Annotated in this window: 14 protein-coding genes; 7 read left to right on the top strand and 7 right to left on the bottom strand. The window is 71.7% G+C overall.

The features are described from left to right. Window positions 1-141: 141 nt before the first annotated feature. The 7 genes from AB0C38_RS36630 to AB0C38_RS36660 all read right to left on the bottom strand — a co-directional run bounded on the left by AB0C38_RS36630 (window position 142) and on the right by AB0C38_RS36660 (window position 7911). On the bottom strand, window positions 142-1050 hold the full coding sequence (locus AB0C38_RS36630) for an aminoglycoside phosphotransferase family protein (RefSeq protein WP_360682359.1): 909 nt from the start codon (window positions 1048-1050) through the stop codon (window positions 142-144). A gap of 4 nt (window positions 1051-1054) precedes the next feature. After that, on the bottom strand, window positions 1055-1753 hold the full coding sequence (locus tag AB0C38_RS36635; RefSeq protein ID WP_360682360.1) for a GntR family transcriptional regulator: 699 nt from the start codon (window positions 1751-1753) through the stop codon (window positions 1055-1057). A gap of 158 nt (window positions 1754-1911) precedes the next feature. Next, entirely contained in the window at window positions 1912-3435 is a 1524-nt protein-coding gene (locus AB0C38_RS36640) for a beta-N-acetylhexosaminidase (protein WP_360682361.1), read from the bottom strand. Next, window positions 3435-4253, bottom strand: coding sequence for a carbohydrate ABC transporter permease (locus AB0C38_RS36645; protein ID WP_360682362.1), 819 nt, complete (start codon window positions 4251-4253; stop codon window positions 3435-3437). The genes AB0C38_RS36640 and AB0C38_RS36645 overlap by 1 nt, the downstream gene beginning before the upstream one ends. Next, window positions 4250-5191, bottom strand: a complete 942-nt coding sequence (locus AB0C38_RS36650) for a sugar ABC transporter permease (protein ID WP_360682363.1) — start codon at window positions 5189-5191, stop codon at window positions 4250-4252. The genes AB0C38_RS36645 and AB0C38_RS36650 overlap by 4 nt, the downstream gene beginning before the upstream one ends. A 70-nt stretch (window positions 5192-5261) precedes the next feature. Next, window positions 5262-6548 carry an extracellular solute-binding protein gene (locus AB0C38_RS36655; protein ID WP_360682364.1) on the bottom strand — a complete coding sequence of 429 codons (1287 nt, stop codon included), beginning with the start codon at window positions 6546-6548 and terminating at the stop codon, window positions 5262-5264. 211 nt (window positions 6549-6759) lie between these two features. Next, complete coding sequence (locus AB0C38_RS36660) at window positions 6760-7911, bottom strand: carbohydrate-binding protein (protein WP_360682365.1); 1152 nt, start codon at window positions 7909-7911, stop codon at window positions 6760-6762. A 223-nt stretch (window positions 7912-8134) separates the two neighbouring features. On the opposite strand from AB0C38_RS36660, the gene AB0C38_RS36665 reads away from it, so the two are divergent. From AB0C38_RS36665 to AB0C38_RS36695, 7 genes are all read left to right on the top strand, one after another. Continuing rightward, complete coding sequence (locus AB0C38_RS36665) at window positions 8135-8506, top strand: YciI family protein (RefSeq protein WP_360682366.1); 372 nt, start codon at window positions 8135-8137, stop codon at window positions 8504-8506. Further along, window positions 8499-9731 carry a DUF6596 domain-containing protein gene (locus AB0C38_RS36670; protein WP_360682367.1) on the top strand — a complete coding sequence of 411 codons (1233 nt, stop codon included), beginning with the start codon at window positions 8499-8501 and terminating at the stop codon, window positions 9729-9731. Before AB0C38_RS36665 ends, AB0C38_RS36670 begins: the two co-directional genes overlap by 8 nt. Next, window positions 9731-10582, top strand: coding sequence for a hypothetical protein (locus AB0C38_RS36675; RefSeq protein WP_360682368.1), 852 nt, complete (start codon window positions 9731-9733; stop codon window positions 10580-10582). Before AB0C38_RS36670 ends, AB0C38_RS36675 begins: the two co-directional genes overlap by 1 nt. Before the next feature lie 216 nt (window positions 10583-10798). Beyond that, entirely contained in the window at window positions 10799-12799 is a 2001-nt protein-coding gene (locus AB0C38_RS36680; protein WP_360682369.1) for a hypothetical protein, read from the top strand. Then, complete coding sequence (locus AB0C38_RS36685) at window positions 12796-14277, top strand: hypothetical protein (RefSeq protein ID WP_360682370.1); 1482 nt, start codon at window positions 12796-12798, stop codon at window positions 14275-14277. The genes AB0C38_RS36680 and AB0C38_RS36685 overlap by 4 nt, the downstream gene beginning before the upstream one ends. 471 nt (window positions 14278-14748) lie before the next feature. Then, window positions 14749-15774, top strand: a complete 1026-nt coding sequence (locus tag AB0C38_RS36690) for an amidohydrolase family protein (RefSeq protein ID WP_360682371.1) — start codon at window positions 14749-14751, stop codon at window positions 15772-15774. Beyond that, window positions 15771-16679: an amidohydrolase family protein gene (locus AB0C38_RS36695; protein ID WP_360682372.1), complete on the top strand. Its 909-nt coding sequence runs from the start codon at window positions 15771-15773 to the stop codon at window positions 16677-16679. Before AB0C38_RS36690 ends, AB0C38_RS36695 begins: the two co-directional genes overlap by 4 nt. Window positions 16680-16690 lie beyond the last annotated feature (11 nt).

Genomic DNA, 16690 nt, shown 5'->3' on the forward strand with positions numbered 1-16690 from the left:
GTTCGTTACCGATGCGAAACAACGCGCACCCGCTGCGGCGAGGGCATTTCCGGCCGGTGGTCACCCGGATGCCGCCACGGCGTCACTCGTTCGGGTAACGAGTGGATGCTAATAAATAGCGTTTCCGGTGTCCGTGAAGAATTATTTTCCGGATAGGTAATCAGTGAGGATCCCGTCGAGGACGCGACGCGCGTCCGCGGCCTCCTCGCCGCCCCGGGCGCAGGTGACGAGCGCTTTCCACAGCGCCCAGCCACGCCCGCGTGCCCAGGTCGGCTCGTCGATGGACAGACGCTCGCGGAACGCCTGCCGGCCGTCGGTGGTCAGCAGCGTCCAGGCGATGGCCAGGTCGCAGGACGGGTCGCCGACCCCGCAGGTCCCGAAGTCGATGACCGCCGCGAGGTCTCCGTCGTCGAGCAGCAGGTTGCCCGGGGCGAGATCACCGTGGAACCAGACGTCCATGCCGTCCCAGCGCGCGTCCAGCGCGGTCTCCCAGATCTCGCGGGCCAGGCCGACGTCGATGTCGCCGTCCAGTGCGGTCAGCGCCCGCCGGGTCTGCGCGTCGTAGGTGCGCGGGGTCGCGCCCCGGAACCAGTTGTGCTTTCCCGGCTGCGGACCGCCGTCGGTGTCGATGCTCCGCAGGGCAGCCAGGAATTCGGCCAGGTCGAGCGCGAACCGGACCGGGTCGGCGATCCGGTCCGCACGAGCGGGCGAACCGGCGAGCCACGCGTAGATCGACCACGAAAACGGGTAGCCCGCGCCGGGACGCCCCTGACCCAGCGGGACGGGGACGGGCAGCGGCAGCCGCGGAGCGAGCACCGGAAGCCACCGCTGTTCCTTCTCGACCGCCAGGGCGTACTCGGCCGCGCTGGGCAACCGCGCCACCATCGCGTCGCCGAGGTGGAAGGTGAAGTTGTCCCAACCGCTCTCGGACACGGGCCGGACCGGGAGCCCGGCCCACTGCGGAAACTGGTCGCCGACCAGCCGGCGCACCTGGCCGGTGCCGACGGTGACGCGCTGGGGGAGGGGACCGAGGTCCGGTGTGCCGCTCAACGCGTCAGCCCGATTCCGCGTCGAAGCGGAGTTTCGACGTGATCCGGTACCGGTCGCCGCGGTAGACCGAGCGGGTCAGCTCGACCACCCGGCCCGTCGTGTCGCGGGTCAGCCGCTCGATGTGCAGGATCGGCGCGTACACCGCGATCTCGAGCAGCTCGGCCTGTTCCGGGTTGGTCACCGCCGGCTCGATCGTCTGGACCGCGTCCTGCACCACGATCCCGAACCGCTCCCGAAGCAGCCGGTAGAAGTTGCCCGACTCCAGGTCGGAAACGGCCAGCCGGGGGACGAGCGACGCGGGCAGGGCCAGCTGCTCGATCGCGATCGGCTCGTCGTCGACGTAGCGGACCCGCGTGACGCGCAGGACCGGCGTCCCCGGCTCGCGTTCCAGGTCGGCGGCCAGGGACCGGGTGGCGGGGGTGATCCCGAACGCGACCACCCGGCTCGTCCAGTGCCCTTCCGCGGGCGGGACGGCGAGTCCCGTCGCCAGTTCCTGGGTCACCTTCTGCGGGCTCGTGAACGTCCCCCGCCCGCGCTGGCGCACCAGCAGCCCGGTGCGGGTCAGCTCTTCGATGGCCGCCCGGACGGTCGGGCGGGACACGCCCAGCTCCGCGGCCAGGTCGCGTTCGGAGGCCAGCCCGGTGCCGGGGCCGACGTTCTCGATCACCTTCAGCAGGTGCCGCCGGACGCGGTCGCGCTTCACCGTCGGCGGGCGGTCCGCCGGCTCGTCACCTTCTTTTCGGGGGCTCCGGGTGGCGGAGCGCCCGGCCTGGGGCGAAGCCCCGGATGGCTCGCCTTCTTTTCGGGGGCTCCGGGTGGCGGAGCCCCCGGCCTGGGGCGAAGCCCCGGATGGCACAGCGGTCAAGGCACCGTCTTCCCGGATACGGGGGCCGCGCCGGCGAACCGGACGCGCTCCTTCGGCAGGGCGTCCAGGGCGCGCAGCCGCTCGAGGTGACCGGCCAGGCGCTCCTGGAAATCAGCATAACGGCGTTCCGGCGGCGACCACGCGCGCTCGGCCAGCGCGCACAGCCGCGGGAACGCCAGGTGGCGCACGTGGTCGGGCGTCGGCGCGTGCTCGGTCCACAGCTGGGCCTGCGTGCCCAGCACGCCGGGCCGGGTCCCGTCGCTGACCGGGAGCCCCCCGGCCAGCGGGTCGAAGCGGTAGACGTCCTGGAGTGTCGTGACGTCCTGACGCGGTGGCTCGCCGGGCTCTTCGCTCTGCCGGTAGTCGAAGTACGTCGACGTGTGCGGCGCCATGATCACCTGGTGGCCGCGGGCCACGGCGAGGGCGCCGTGCGCGGCGTCGCGCCAGGCCGTGACGACCAGCTCCGGCGGCAGCCGGCCCGCGGCGTGGCCGGTCTCGTCCCAGCAGACGGCCTGCCGGCCGAGGCCGTCGACCACGCCGTGCAGCTCGCTCAGGAACCACGGGTGGAGCTCGGCGGTGTCGCGCAACCCGAGCCGCGCCGCCTTGGCCCGCGCGAGCGGGCTCGACGCCCACTGCGTGGTCGGGCACTCGTCGCCGCCGATGTGCAGGTGCTGCCCCGGGAAGACGTCCGCCACCTGCGTGAGGACCTCCCGGCAGAAGGCGAACGCGCCGTCGTGGACGCCGAGGATGTCCGGGCTGATGCCCCAGTCCGTCCACACCGGCAGCGGCACGTCCGGCCGGTTGCCCAGCTCGGGGTAGGCGGCCAGCGCCGAGCGCACGTGCCCGGGCAGGTCGATCTCCGGCACGATCCGCACGCCGCGGGCGGCCGCGAAGTCGACGAGCTCGCCCAGCTCGCGCCGGGTGTAGAACCCGCCGTGGGGGACGCCGTCGTGGACGCCGCTGCCGGCCGCCCCGACCATCGACTCGGTGCGCCACGCGCCGACCTCGGTGAGCCGCGGCCGGCCGTCGATCTCGATCCGCCAGCCCTGGTCGTCGGTGAGGTGCAGGTGCAGGACGTTGTACTTGTGCAGCGCCAGGAGGTCGACGAACTCGCGGAGGAACTCCAGCGGCATGAAGTGCCGGGCGACGTCGAGCAGCACGCCGCGCCAGGGCAGCCGGGGCGCGTCGCGGACGTGCAGGCACGGCAGCCGCGGCGGGCCGTGCCGCGGCACCAGCTGCCGGAGGGTCTGCACGCCGTTGCGCAGACCCGCCTCGGTCGACGCGGCGAGCAGCGCCGCCGCGGGCGTGACGTCGAGTTCGTAGCCCTCCGGCCCGTGGTCGGCGTCCGGGACGAGGTCGAGGCGGATGGCGGGGCCGTGGTGGATCGACGGCCGCGGGAGGTATCCGGCGAGGAGCCGGGCCGCGCGCTCGGCGCCGCGGCTCGCGAGGACGCGCAGCCCGCCGGCCGGCGCGAAGGAACCGGCGCGGCGCGTCAGCCGCGCGGGGTGGGGGATGATCATCAGCCTTTCACCGCGCCCGCGGTCATGCCTTCGACCAGGTGGCGCTGCACGAGCGCGAAGAAGACCACGACCGGCAGCGCGAACAGCGTCGACGCGGCGATCAGGCCGCCGTAGTCGGTGCCGGTGCTGGTGCTGAACGACACCAGCCACACCGGCAGCGTGTAGCCCGAGCTGTCCTTCATGATCACGTACGCGAACAGGAAGTCGTTCCACGCCGTGATGAACGCGAACACGCTGGTCGCGATCAGCCCGGGCAGCACCAGCGGCAGCAGGACCGAGCGCATGACGCGCCCGCGTGTCGCGCCGTCGACCATCGCCGCCTCCTCCAGTTCGACCGGGATGCCGTGCAGGAAGCCGCGCAACGTCCAGATCGTGAACGGCAGCACGAGCGCCACGTACGTCAGGATCAGCCCGAAGAGCGTGTCGAGCAGGTGTGCGCTCTTCAGGCCGAGGAACAGCGGGATGACGAGGGCGGGCACCGGCACCATCTGCAGCACCAGCATGCCGATGAGGAAGCTGCGGCGCCCGAAGAACCGGAAGCGCGTCAACGCGGTCGCGGCCAGGAAGGCGACCACGATGGACAGTGCGACGACGGCGACGACGACCACCACGCTGTTGACGAGGTCCTGCACGAACCCGGGCTTGGCGAGGGCGCCGGCGAAGTTGTCCAGCGTGACGTCGAACGGCAGGAACTCCGGCGTGGGGCTGAGGATCTTGCCCGCGGGCTTGAACGCCGTGAGCACCATCCAGTAGACCGGGAAGATCCACACGAGACAGAACACGGTGGCCGTGGCATTGCGGCCCACCCGGCGGATCACAGGTCCTCCCCGGAGCGGACGAGCCGGCGCACGTACACGGCCGTCATGGCGACGAGCAGCGCGACCGAGACGACGGCGATCGCCGCGCCCTGGCCGAAGTCGTTGCGGCTGAACGCCCGGGTGAACGTCCAGATGCCCAGCGTCGTCGTGCCGTCGTCCGGGCCGCCCTGGGTGAGGATCCAGATCTGGTTGAACACCGTGAAGTCCCAGATCACCGAGAGGATGGTGACCAGGCCGAGGATCGGCTGCAGGAACGGGACGGTGATGGTGCGGTGCACCCGCCACGGCCCGGCGCCGTCGAGCGCGGCGGCTTCGTAGTAGGAGCGCGGGATCTGCGACAGGCCCGCGTACAGCGTGAGCGCGACGAACGGCACGGACTGCCACACGACCAGCAGCCAGACGAGCGTGAACGCCGACGCCGGGGACGTGGTCCAGTCGTGCTGGGTGAGGTCGCCGAAGCCGACCTGCGTGAGCAGCCAGTTGACCACGCCGTAGCCGGGCTGGAAGAGCCACTGCCAGACCAGCGTGGACGCCACGTTCGGCAGCGCCCAGGCCGCGATCAGGCACATCGTGACGGCGGTGCGCATGCCGCGGCCGAGCCGCTGCAGCAGCAGCGCGACGCCGGACCCGATCACGAGCGTGCCGAGCACGAGGGCCGCGCAGAACGCGACGCTGCGCGCAAGGACCGGGAGGAACTGGTCGTCGCCGAGGACCGCGGCGTAGTTGTCCCAGCCCGCGAAGGTCGTCGAGCCGGTGAACAGGGACCGCAGGCCGTAGCGCTGCGTCGAGATGACGACCAGGCGCACCAGCGGGTAGCCCAGGACGAGCCCGAGCAGCACGACCGCCGGCAGCAGCAGGCCGTACGGCAGGAGCGACCGGCGCCGGCGCGGGGTGGCCGGTCTCGGCGGGGCATCGGGCGGTGCTTTCACCAGCAGCACGAGGACTCCTTCGCGAAAAGGGGCGGGGTGGCCCGGTTGGGGACGGCAGTCGGCCGGGCCACCCCGCCGGTCAGCGGGCGGTGAGCGCCTCGGTCAGGTGCGCGTCGAAGTCCTTGGCGGCGTCGGCGATCGGACGTCGGCCGGTGGCGATGTCGGCGAAGAAGGTGTTGATCGACTTGTCACTCTCGATGGTCGCCCAGCCCGGGGCGGCCGGGGTCGCGACGCTGGTCTTGGCCGCGGTGGCGAAGGCGGCGTTGACCGGCGGCAGGGTGGGCGTGATCTCGTCGATCAGCTCGGTCGAGATGGGCGTCCAGCCGTCGATGCCGACGATCGCGTCGCGCTGCACGGCGGGGCTCGTCGCGGCCTTGAGGTAGGCCAGGGCGAGGTCCTGGTTGCGGCTCTTGGCCGCGACGACGAGGTCCGAGCCGCCGAGGAACACCGGCTGCGTCTTCCCGGCCGTGGTGCTGGGGAACGGGAACGTGCCGAGACGGTCCTTCAGCTCGGGCTTGTTCTTGACCACGGTGTTGACGCTCGTGTCGAGGATCGCCCCGGCGCCGCCGGCGGAGAAGATCGCGGCCTGGTCGGGCGCCTTGGTGTCGACGTTGCGCGACGCGGCGGAGGAGTAGGCGTTCTGGAAGTCCTTCCACGCCTGCAGGCCCTTCTGCGCTTCGGGGCTTTCGAGGGCGCCGGCCCACTTGCCGTCCTTCTGCGTGGCGAGCTGGCCGCCGGCGTCCCAGACGAACTGCAGCGCGCCGTACCAGTACTTGCCGGGGAAGTGGAAGGCGGAGTAGTCCGCCGCGGGGTGCTTGGCCTTGATCTTGTCGAGGTCTTGGGTGAGCTCCTGGAACGTCTTCGGCGGCGCGGTGATCCCGGCGTCGGCCCACACCTGCTTGTCGTAGATCACCGCGCGGTTGCCCGCGAACAGCGGTGCGCCGTAGAGGTTTCCGTCCACAGTGGCCGGTCCGGCGAGGCCGGGAAGCCAGTTGTGCCCGCCGGAAAGCTCGTCCCGGTGCGGGGTGAGGTCGGTGAGCGCGCCGTTGGCGGCGAAGAGCGGGACGTTCGTGTTGCCGATCTCGATGACGTCGGGGGTGTTGTCCTGGGCCAGCGCCGTGCTGATCTTGGTGTTGATGTTGTCCCACTCCTGGATCTGCACGGTGACCTTCGCGCCGGTGGCCTTCTCGAACGCGGCGGTGATCGCCGCGGTGGCCTTGTCGCTGAGGTCGCCGTTCATGAGCCAGACGGTCAGCTGCCCGCCTTGACCGCTCTGAGCGGCGGGAGCGGGGGTGTCGGTACCGCAGGCGGCACTGACGGTCACGGCGGCGACAGCCAGTACGGCGGCGAAGGTGCGTCTGCGCATGGGAGTTCCCGAGGAGTGAGGTGGCGGGGTCGGGGCGAGCGCCCCAATGTGGCCTTGGTTGCGTTGAACGCACCCAAGGGGCCCTTCGGTGCGTTGAACGCACCGAAGGCCACATTGGGGCGCTCTGGACGGAAGGTGACCGCGGCCCGGGTTGGTCCCTGGGACCCGGGCCGCGGCCAGGTCGGCGTCGGCTACGGCGTTGGCGTTGGCGTCAGCAGTGGCCGAGGTCGGCCCACTGCGCGGTGAGGCCGGGCTCGGAGCCCTGGGTCCACCAGTTCGCCTGCCAGAGGTGCGCGTTGTGCTTCACCCGCTGGCCGCCGAGGTACACCGTGCCCCAGTCCCACTCCGCCGCCGTCGAGCAGTTCGCCGGCTGGGACGGCGTGGTGGGCGTGGTCGGGGTGGTGGGCTTGGTCGTGGTCGGCGTCGTGCAGCCGTTCACCGTGTCCACATGGGACGTCCCGGACGTCCGGTACGAACCCGCGCGGGCCACGGCGTCCGAAGGGGACACCACCTGGTTGCCCGCGTAGTACGTCCAGTCGACCTGCTCGGTGTACACGCTGTTCCCGCTCGTGTGCCCGGCCGTGTCGATGAACCACATGTTGTAGTTGATCGACATCGGCGTCCGCGGGGTCACCGGGTTGCCCTGCGCGTCGGTCGTGTGGTCCGCGGTGAGCTGGCCGTCGATGTAGTACTTCACGTGCCCGCCCGACACCTGCGTCACGATGTCGTGCCAGCCGGCGAAGCTGCGGTTCTGCGCGGTGGACGCGCGAAGCCCGTCCCACGTCGGGTTGTTCCAGTACGTGTACCAGCTGGTCTGGTAGTCGGCCGTCGAGCCGCCCCAGCCGCCGTTGGGCAGGTACTCCGAGAAGTCCAGCTCGCTGTAGAGCGGGTCGCGGTCGTACCGCAGCGGCGAGATCGTGAAGTACGTTTCGTTGACGTGGTCGCCGTCGGTGCCGCTGTCCGGCGCGTCGGTGAAGCGGACCCGGCTCGCGTACGTGCCTTCGAAGAACTTCAACTGGTTCTGGTACATCTCGGAATGCGTCGTGCCGCCCGAGCTTCCGTCGGTGCTGGCGGCGAGCTGGGCGACGCGCTCGCCGTTCACCGTCGGGAAGCTGACGTTGCTGGTGAGCCAGCGCGCGCCGGCCACGCCGGGGCTGCCGACGTCGTTGCGGGTGGTCCAGCCGGCGCCGCCGAACGCGGAGTCGGTCGGGGAGGCGTAGTGGAAGTCGTCGAACAGCACGCCGCAGTCGGCCGCCGCGGCCGACGTGCTGGCGTCGGCCCCACCGGAAAGGATCAGGGCGGTCGCCGCCACGGTCGCAAGGCTCGTCAGTGCTGCTGTGGTGGTCCGGATTCTGCGGGACATGGGTCTCCTCCTGAGGATGGCCGTCCGCCGGGAGAGCTCCTGATTGGTCTAGACGAATCAGGTGGCGAGGACTTTCCTCCTGACCATTGGTCATGTCAAGACTGCCGAAGAACTTACCTTTGGTAATTTCCAGCGCTCGATCCCGGCGAGTCCGGACCGGCCTGTCGAGTTACCGTCGTCCCGTTCGTCATCCTCTTCGACCGACGCGGACGAAGGAGCGCACGTGCTCTACCTGCTGTTGATCTACAACTGCGAACGGCCCGAGCCGGGCGACCCCGGGTTCGAGGACGCGCTGGCCGCCGTCAACGCCTTCGCCGACGAATGCCGGCGACGCGACGTGTTCGTGTCCGGGCACCCGCTGCAGGGCGAGCACACCGCCACCACGGTGACCGTGCAGGAGGGCCGGACGCTCATCACCGACGGGCCCTTCGCCGAGACCCACGAGCACCTCGGCGGGGTGTACGTGGTCGACTGCCGCGACCTCGACGAGGCCCTGGAGCTGGCCGCGCTGTGCCCGATGGCCGCCCAGGGCTCGATCGAGGTCCGTCCGGTCGCCGGGGTGCCCGGGCTGGACCACCGAGCCGCCCGTGGGTGATCGCGCGGCCGGCGTCGTCGAGCGCGTCTACCGCGAGGACCGCGCCCGGCTGCTCGCCGCGCTCGTCCGGGTGCTCGGCGACTTCGAACTGGCCGAGGACGCCCTGCAGGACGCGGTCGCCCAGGCGCTGCGGACGTGGGATGCCACCATCCCGGACGACCCCGCGGCCTGGTTGCTGACCGCGGCGCGCAACAGCGCCGTCGACCGGATCCGCCGCGCCCGCGTCGGGCAGGCCAAGCTCGCCCGGCTCGCGGCCGGCGAAAGCGGGGTGAGGACGGTGAACCCGCCGGACGACCGGCTCGCCGAGGTCGGCGACGATCGGCTGAGCCTGCTCTTCACGTGCTGCCACCCGGCCCTGGCCGAAGACGCCAGGGTGGCGCTGACGCTGCAGGCGGTGGCCGGCCTGACCGCCGCCCAGATCGCCCGGCTGTTCCTGGTCGCCGAGCCGGCGCTGGCGCAGCGGCTGGTGCGGGCGAAGCGCAAGATCCGCGACGCGGGCATCTCGCTGAGCGTCCCGCCCGACCACCTGCTGCCCGACCGCCTCGCCGGCGTCCTCACGGTGATCTACCTCGTCTTCACCCGCGGCTACACCTCACCGTCGGGCCGGGACGAGCCGGCGGAGCTGCGGCGCGAGGCGATCCGGCTGGCGAAGCTGCTGGCCGCGCTGATGCCGGACGAACCGGAGGCGCTCGGCCTGGTCGCGCTGCTCCTGCTGCAGGACTCGCGCTCGGCCGCCCGCTACACGCCGGACGGCGACGTCGTCCTGCTCGAGGACCAGGACCGCACCCGCTGGGACCGGGCCGAAATCGGGGAGGCGCTGGGTGTGCTCGGCCGGGCGCTGCGCCGCGGGGCGGTCGGGCAGTACCAGCTGCAGGCGGCGATCGCGGCGCAGCACGCCCAGGCCCGGACGGCCGCCGACACCGGCTGGGCGCGGATCGTCGCGCTCTACGCGCAGCTGCGGGCGCTCACGCCGTCGCCCGTGGTCGCGCTCAACCACGCCGTGGCCGTCGCGATGGCCGAGGGGCCCGAGACCGGGCTCGCCCTGGTCGAGGCGATCGACGGCCTCGACCGCTACCACCTCCGGCACGCCGCCCGCGCGGACCTGCTGCGCCGCCTCGGCCGCGTCGACGAAGCCGTCGCCGCGTACGAGCGGGCGCGCGACCTCGCCGAAGCCCCGGCCGACCACCGCTTCCTCACTGCCCGACTTCGCGATTTGGAGTCCTGATGCGACTGTCCGTTTTGGACACCGGCCACCGGCGCCGGGCCCGGCTCTTCATGGCGGTCACCGGCAAGCTCTCCGGCGTCACCAGCCCGGACATCGTCAAGCTGCTGCTGTACCGGCCGGGCTTCCTGACCCGGCCGCTGCTGGAGCTGACCGCGCCCGCGATGCGCGGCGAGTCCTACTGGACCGCCGGCGAACGCGAGTACCTCGCGATGAGCACGGCCCGGGTGCACGAGTGCCCGTTCTGCATCGTCACCCACGCCGAGCTGACGCGGATCGCCGGCCACGGCGAGATCGACCCGGACCGCCCGGCCGACGCCCGGCCGGAACTGCTTGCCGTGCAACGGTTCCTCGAGGATGTGTCGCGCGACGCCGGCCTTGACGCCTCGCCGCTGCGTGACCTGCCTTCGCACGCTGTGTCGGAGGCCCTGAACGTCAACCTGGTGTGGAACATCGTCAACCGGCTCGCGAACGCGTTCGGGTTCGAGCTGCTCGACGGCCAGCTGAAGGTGGGCACGAAGGCGCTGCACCGCGCGGGGTACCGGTTCCCGGACTTCCTGCTCGCCGAAAGTCCCGACGACCTCCGGGAGAGCGTCTTCGAGCAGCCGGCGCGGACGAGCCCCGAGCTGCGCCGGGCAGCCGCGACCGGCGACGGACTGGCGAAGCCGTGGCGGGACTACGCCGCGCTGGTCCGCGACGCGTCCCACCGCATCACCGACGACGACGTCCGCCGCCTGCTCGCGGCGGGCCCCACCGAGGACGAGATCTTCGAGGTCACGGTGGCCTCGGCGGTCGGCGCTGCGCTGCGCAGCTTCGACGCCGGGCACGAGGCGCTGAAGGCGAGCGGCGATTAGGCCGAACCGGTTGATGCGGTAGCCGGAAAGCGTGCCCGCGGATTCACCCGGACGTCCGCGGTGAATAGCGGCAACCTGCGGAAATGCCGGAGGGGGAATGCGGCGGGGACCGGTCCCGCCGTATTCGTGACACCGTGGAGAACGCTGCACCCCGGGTGACCGGGTGCCATAGTGGCTGCTCCGGCCGGAATCGGGTCGTTCGGGGATGGGGGGACGATGCCAGCCGACGTGCCCTCTTTGTCGGGTCTCGACGCCGTCACCGGCGGGCTCGTCGAACGGTTGCTGGCCCGGGTGGACGGCGAAAGCCGGTCGCTGCCCGTGGTGGTCGCGCTCGGGGCGCGGGGCACCGGGAAAACCGCCCTGCTCGACACCGTCGCGGACCGCTGCCACGACATTCCGCACGCGCACCTCGATTTCGAACGGCACGACCGCGCGGACAGCCGGCCGCGGGAACTGCTGGGGCACCTCGCCTTCGACCTCAGCCGGCAGTGGAAGCAGTTCGGCAGGCTGGCGTTTCCCCGTCTGTGGCTGTGCATGCTCGTGCTCGGGGCGCCGCTGGAACTGCAGGACCGCCGCGCGGCCTTGCGCAAACTCCACGCTTTGCTGGCGAAGAACCAGCCACTCGAACAGAGCCGTGAGGCCATCGTCGACGTCGTCCGCCTCGCGGGCGGCATCGCGCCCGCCGGGGGCCTCCGTGGCTGGCCCGAGGCGACCGACCTGCTGCTGCGCGGCCTGAGCTGGTACGACCGCCGCCGGCTGATCGGCAAGATGCGGGCCCTGCCGGCCGGGACCGGCAACCACGAGGACTTCCTCATCGAGATCGCCTGGCACGCCCAGGGCGACGACGAGGACCGGGACGCGGTCGACGCCACCTTCTGCGACGCGTTCCTCGCCGACCTGCGCCGGAACTACACCGGGCTCAACCGCTCGCGGCGGACGTTGAACAGCCTGGTCCTGCTCGACAACGCGCACACGCCGGGCGGACGGCTCTTCCTGCGCTCGCTGACCGAAGCGCGGCAGCGGGCGGGCGAGGCCGACCCGCTGGTCGTGCTCGCCACCAGCCGCACGTGGAACCCGGACTGGAACGAGAGCTGGTCCCCGCCGGCCGCGCACCGCGGCGCCCCGGAACGCCGGCCGCCGACCACGCACCGGACGAAGGGCCTGCACCGGCCCGCGCCGCGGCAACCGTCCGATGTGGACTCGGACTGGCGGCCCGGCGGCGGGGAGCCGGAACCCCGGTGGCACCCGTGGTACCTGCTCGAGCTGGGCGCGCTGTCCAAGGACGACGTCGTGCACATCGCCGCGGGCAGCGAGATCCACCCCGCGTCCCGGCTGCCGCGCTTCCTGCACCGCGTCACCGACGGCCACCCCGGCGCGGTCACCGACGTCATCGCCGCCGTGGCCCACCGCTTCGACCCGCGGCGGCCCGGGACGCTGCGCGCCGCGCTGCGCACCCCGGTCGCCGGGCCGGACGGCGCCGGGCCGCCGCTGGTCACCGCCATGCGCGACTACCTGCTGCAGGACTTCTCCACGGCGAGCCGGCAGGACCTGGTCACCGCGAGCGCCGCGCTGGACGTGGAGCTGTTGTTCCACAAGGAGATCCTCGAGCTGCGCAACCCGGCGGGGGAGGGGGTGCTGTTCAAGGAGCTCGGTGACCACCTGTGGCTGCGCGCGGAGCCGGGCGAGGCGCCGCAGTACGTGCTGCACCCCTGGCTGCGCCGGATCCTGTTGCAGGAGCTGGCTTCCCGCGCCGACGACCACCCGCTCAGCTGGACCCGCGTGCACACCCGGTGCCGCGACTTCTACGAGAAGAACGGCCGGACCGTCGCCGCCCGCTACCACGACCTGGCGCTGGAGAACGTCGCCGCGGCGGTCGCGCACCTGCGCGAGCCGTTCGCCGACGCGCGGCACGCGGAGTTCGACGTGACGACCGCGGAAGCCTGGCTCGCCGAGCTCGACGTCGTCACTGCGGCCCCCAACCGGCTGGACAAGCACGCCGAGCCGTACGACCAGGTCCAGCTCCACGCCGGGCAGGGCGACGACGACCTCGGGACCACGCTGGCCTGGCTGGTCGTCGCGCTGTGGATCGCCCGCGATCCGCTCGGCGACCCGGGCGGGACGCTGGACTCGACCATCGAAGGGGCCTTCCACCAGCTGGCGCAAGGCCGGGGGCGGGGCTCGATCCTGCTGCACGAACGGGCGGAGAGGTACCGATGAGCGCGCGCACTGACCGGATTCGGGCGCCGCGGCCGACGTGGTCGAAGTGGCTGCTGGTGGCGGGCGGCGTGCTGGTGCTCGCCGCGGTCCTCGTCGCCGTGCTGGTCGTGGTGCCGGCGATCAGCGAGGCCGGGCGCACGTGCGGCGCCGGGGTCGAGAAGCGCGGTGACACCGGCGAATGCACCGGCGTCACCGACGGCGCTTACGTGTTCTCGCCGGGACTCGCCGACGTCGAGCAGCGCATCCGCCGGGAGAACGAGTCCGTCACGACGTCGGGGGACCCGTACGTCACGGTCGCGGCCTTCCTGCCGATGACCCTCGAAGAGCACGACATCCTGTCCGAGGAGTGGGTCCGTCACCAGCTGGAAGGCGCCTACATCGCGCAGCACCGGGCGAACACGACCCGGTCGTGGGGCAGCCTGCCGAAGATCCGCCTGCTGCTGGCCAACCCCGGCAGCCGGCTGACGCACTGGGAGCCGGTGGTCGACGACCTGGTCGGGCGGGTGACGTCGGAGCGGCTGGTCGCCGTCACCGGGATCGGGCTGAGCCTCGACACGTCCCGCGACGCGATCCGCCGGCTCTCGGAGCACCGGATCCCGGTGGTGGCCTCGCACCTGGCCGCCGACGAGTTCTCCGAGATCCCCGGCTTCATGCGGGTGTCGCCGACGAGCTCCACGTACGGCCTGGCGGCGGCGAGCTACGTGCGCCCGACCGCGCACACGGCCACGGTCGTGCAGGACGTCAACCCCGGCGACCTGTACCCGAAGACCCTGGCGACGGCGTTCACCCGCAAGTTCGCCGACGCGGAGCACCGGATCGTCGGCCGGACCGAGGAGTACGACTCGAGCCTGCCGGGGATCGAGAACACGTTCCTGCAGATGATGCCGAACATCTGCGGCAACCAGCCCGAGGTCGTGTACTTCGCCGGCCGCGAGAACGACCTCACGTCGTTCGTCGCCGAGCTCGCCCAGCGCCCTTGCCTCGACCGGCACATCACGGTGCTGACCGGCGACCTGGCGCTGGTCGGGCCGCCGGAGGCGGAGATGCGCCGGGGTCTGCAGGCCAACGTCACGGTGCTCGCCCCCGGGCTGGCCCACCCGCAGGCGTGGACGAGCTCACCGCAGGCGTTCAACCCGGCGGCGGTCGCGAGCTTCCAGGAGCCGGGCTGCACGGACTGCTTCAAGGCGGTGTTCCCGAAGGAGCGCCTGGACGACGGCATCGCGATCCTCGCGCACGACGCGGTGCTCACGGTGGTGTGGGCGATCCGCGGGATCCCGCGGGTGTCGCCGGCGCAGGTGACGGCCCAGGACGTGCTGCAGGCGAAGAACCGCCTGCACGGGACGCTGGCGGTCCCGGGAGCCAGCGGCATGATCTCGTTCGACGACCGGGGCGACCCGGTCAACAAGGCGGTGCCGATCCTGCGGGTGCGGCAGGACGACACGCCGGAGTTCGTGCAGCTCTCGGCCCCGGACTCCTGAGTCGCGGCTCGCCCGCCCGCTCGCAGGCCAGGGGCCCGGCCAGGTCGGTGCGGCGCGGCCGGGGCGCGCGGCAGCCGGACGACATGAACGACTCGTTCATGTCGTCCGGCGAGATGAAAGAGTCGTTCATGACCTCGCAGTGGGCCCTGTCGGTCACCTGCGCCCGACCTCGCCGAAGCCCCTGGGCGCGGGGCCGGCCGCCGCTGACCGGCCCCCGCTGACCAGCGCCGCTGACCAGCCCGCTGACCAGCCCGCTGACCAGGGCCGATGCCCCTACCGTCGACCCGCGCACACCGGGCCTCCGAACCCGCGAAAGCACCCCGCCTGCGCCCTCACCCCTGAGCGCGCAAGATCGTCACGTGCTGTTCGCGGAGGTCAGCCCTCCGTCACAACCTCGTCGCAGATATTGTCAACAATTTCATCGACGATTAGTGTGCGAGTATCAAGCATGCGGAGCGACGAGGAACTACCTTGATCATCGACTGCCACGGCCACTACACGACCGCCCCGCCCGCCCTCGCGGCGTGGCGCGACCAGCAGATCGCCGCGCTGGACGATCCCGGCGCCGCGCCGGCCCGTGCCGACCTGCGCATCAGTGACGACGAGCTGCGCGAGACGGTCGAGCCGAACCAGCTGCGGCTCATGGACGAACGCGGCATCGACCTCACGATCTTCTCGCCCCGGGCGTCGTTCATGGCCCACCACGTCGGGGGCTTCGAGACGTCGGCCGAGTGGGCGTCGATCTGCAACGAGCTCTGCCACCGCGTCAGCACGCTCTACCCGGAGCGGTTCGCCCCGGCCGCGATGCTCCCGCAGTCCCCGGGCGTCGATCCCGCCACCTGCATCCCGGAGCTGACCCGTTGCGTCGAGGAGTACGGCGCCGTCGCGCTGAACCTCAACCCGGACCCGAGCGGTGGCCACTGGACGGCGCCGCCGCTCACCGACCGGTCGTGGTACCCGATCTACGAGAAGATGGTCGAGTACGACATCCCCGCGATGGTGCACGTCAGCACGAGCGTGAACCCCGCGTTCCACACCACCGGCGCGCACTACCTCAACGCCGACACGACCGCGTTCATGCAGCTCGTGGAGGGTGACCTGTTCGCCGACTTCCCGACGCTGCGGCTGGTCATCCCGCACGGCGGCGGCGCGGTGCCCTACCACTGGGGCCGGTTCCGCGGTCTCGCGATGGCGCTGGGCAAGCCCGAGCTCGAGGACCACGTGCTGAACAACGTCTTCTTCGACACCTGCGTCTACCACCAGCCGGGTTCGGACCTGCTCTTCGACGTCATCCCCGCGCGCAACATCCTGTTCGCGTCCGAAATGGTCGGTGCCGTCCGGAGTGTCGACCCGCGCACGGGCCACTACTTCGACGACACCCGCCGGTACGCCGAAGCCGCGAAACTGTCCGAAGAGGACTGGGCCGCGATCCGCGAGCGCAACGCCCGCACCGTCTACCCGCGCCTGGACGCCCTCCTGAAGGGACAAGGCCGATGACCAAGACGCCCGGCTGGCTGGACTGGTACGCGAATCCGTCCACACCGGACTTCGAGCTGCCGTACGGGACCGTCGACGCCCACTGTCACGTCTTCGGCCCGGAGAAAGAGTTCCCGTTCGCGCCCGAGCGCAAGTACACGCCCTGCGACGCGAGCAAGGACCAGCTCTTCGCCCTGCGCGACCACCTGGGCGTCGCACGCAACGTCATCGTGCAGGCCACCTGCCACGGTGCCGACAACTCCGCCATGCTCGACGCCGTCCGGGCAGCCGGCGGCCGGGCGCGCGGGATCGCCACCGTTCGCCCCGACATCAGTGAACAAGAGCTCCGCGAACTCGACGCCGAAGGCGTCCGCGGGGTGCGGTTCAACTTCGTGAAACGGCTCGTCGACGCCTCGCCCAAAGAGGACCTGAGCACGATCGCGAAGAAGATCGCCCCGCTCGGCTGGCACGTCGTCCTCTACTTCGAGGCCGCCGACCTGCCCGAGCTCGAGGACTTCTTCGGCGAGCTGCCCGCACCGCTCGTGATCGACCACATGGGACGCCCCGACGTCACGAAGCTGGCCGACGGCAAGGAGTTCGCCAGGTTCCTCGGCTTCGTCGACCGCAACGACGTCTGGGTCAAGGTCAGCTGCCCCGAACGCCTCACGGTGACCGGACCGCCGGCCCTCGACGGCGAACGGAACGCCTACACCGACGTCGTCCCGTTCGCCCGGCGCGTCGTGACGGAGTTCCCGGACCGGGTGCTGTGGGGGAGCGACTGGCCGCACCCGAACCTCAAGGACCACATGCCCGACGACGGGCTGCTCGTCGACTACGTGCCGCAGATCGCCGAAACCGCGGAACTGCGGCGGAAACTCCTCGTCGACAACCCGATGCGCCTCTACTGGCCCGGCGAAACCGCCTGAAACCCCCTGAA

It is taken from the genome of Amycolatopsis sp. NPDC048633 (assembly GCF_040650695.1).
Taxonomy (GTDB): domain Bacteria; phylum Actinomycetota; class Actinomycetes; order Mycobacteriales; family Pseudonocardiaceae; genus Amycolatopsis.

What these genes read in the sequence shown, in the direction of transcription:
- AB0C38_RS36680 (WP_360682369.1), top strand. Translation starts at nt 10,799, where the DNA reads ATGCCAGCCGACGTGCCCTCTTTGTCGGGTCTCGACGCCGTCACCGGC.
- AB0C38_RS36660 (WP_360682365.1), bottom strand. Translation starts at nt 7,911, where the DNA reads ATGTCCCGCAGAATCCGGACCACCACAGCAGCACTGACGAGCCTTGCG.
- AB0C38_RS36675 (WP_360682368.1), top strand. Translation starts at nt 9,731, where the DNA reads ATGCGACTGTCCGTTTTGGACACCGGCCACCGGCGCCGGGCCCGGCTC.
- AB0C38_RS36685 (WP_360682370.1), top strand. Translation starts at nt 12,796, where the DNA reads ATGAGCGCGCGCACTGACCGGATTCGGGCGCCGCGGCCGACGTGGTCG.
- AB0C38_RS36640 (WP_360682361.1), bottom strand. Translation starts at nt 3,435, where the DNA reads ATGATCATCCCCCACCCCGCGCGGCTGACGCGCCGCGCCGGTTCCTTC.
- AB0C38_RS36655 (WP_360682364.1), bottom strand. Translation starts at nt 6,548, where the DNA reads ATGCGCAGACGCACCTTCGCCGCCGTACTGGCTGTCGCCGCCGTGACC.
- AB0C38_RS36695 (WP_360682372.1), top strand. Translation starts at nt 15,771, where the DNA reads ATGACCAAGACGCCCGGCTGGCTGGACTGGTACGCGAATCCGTCCACA.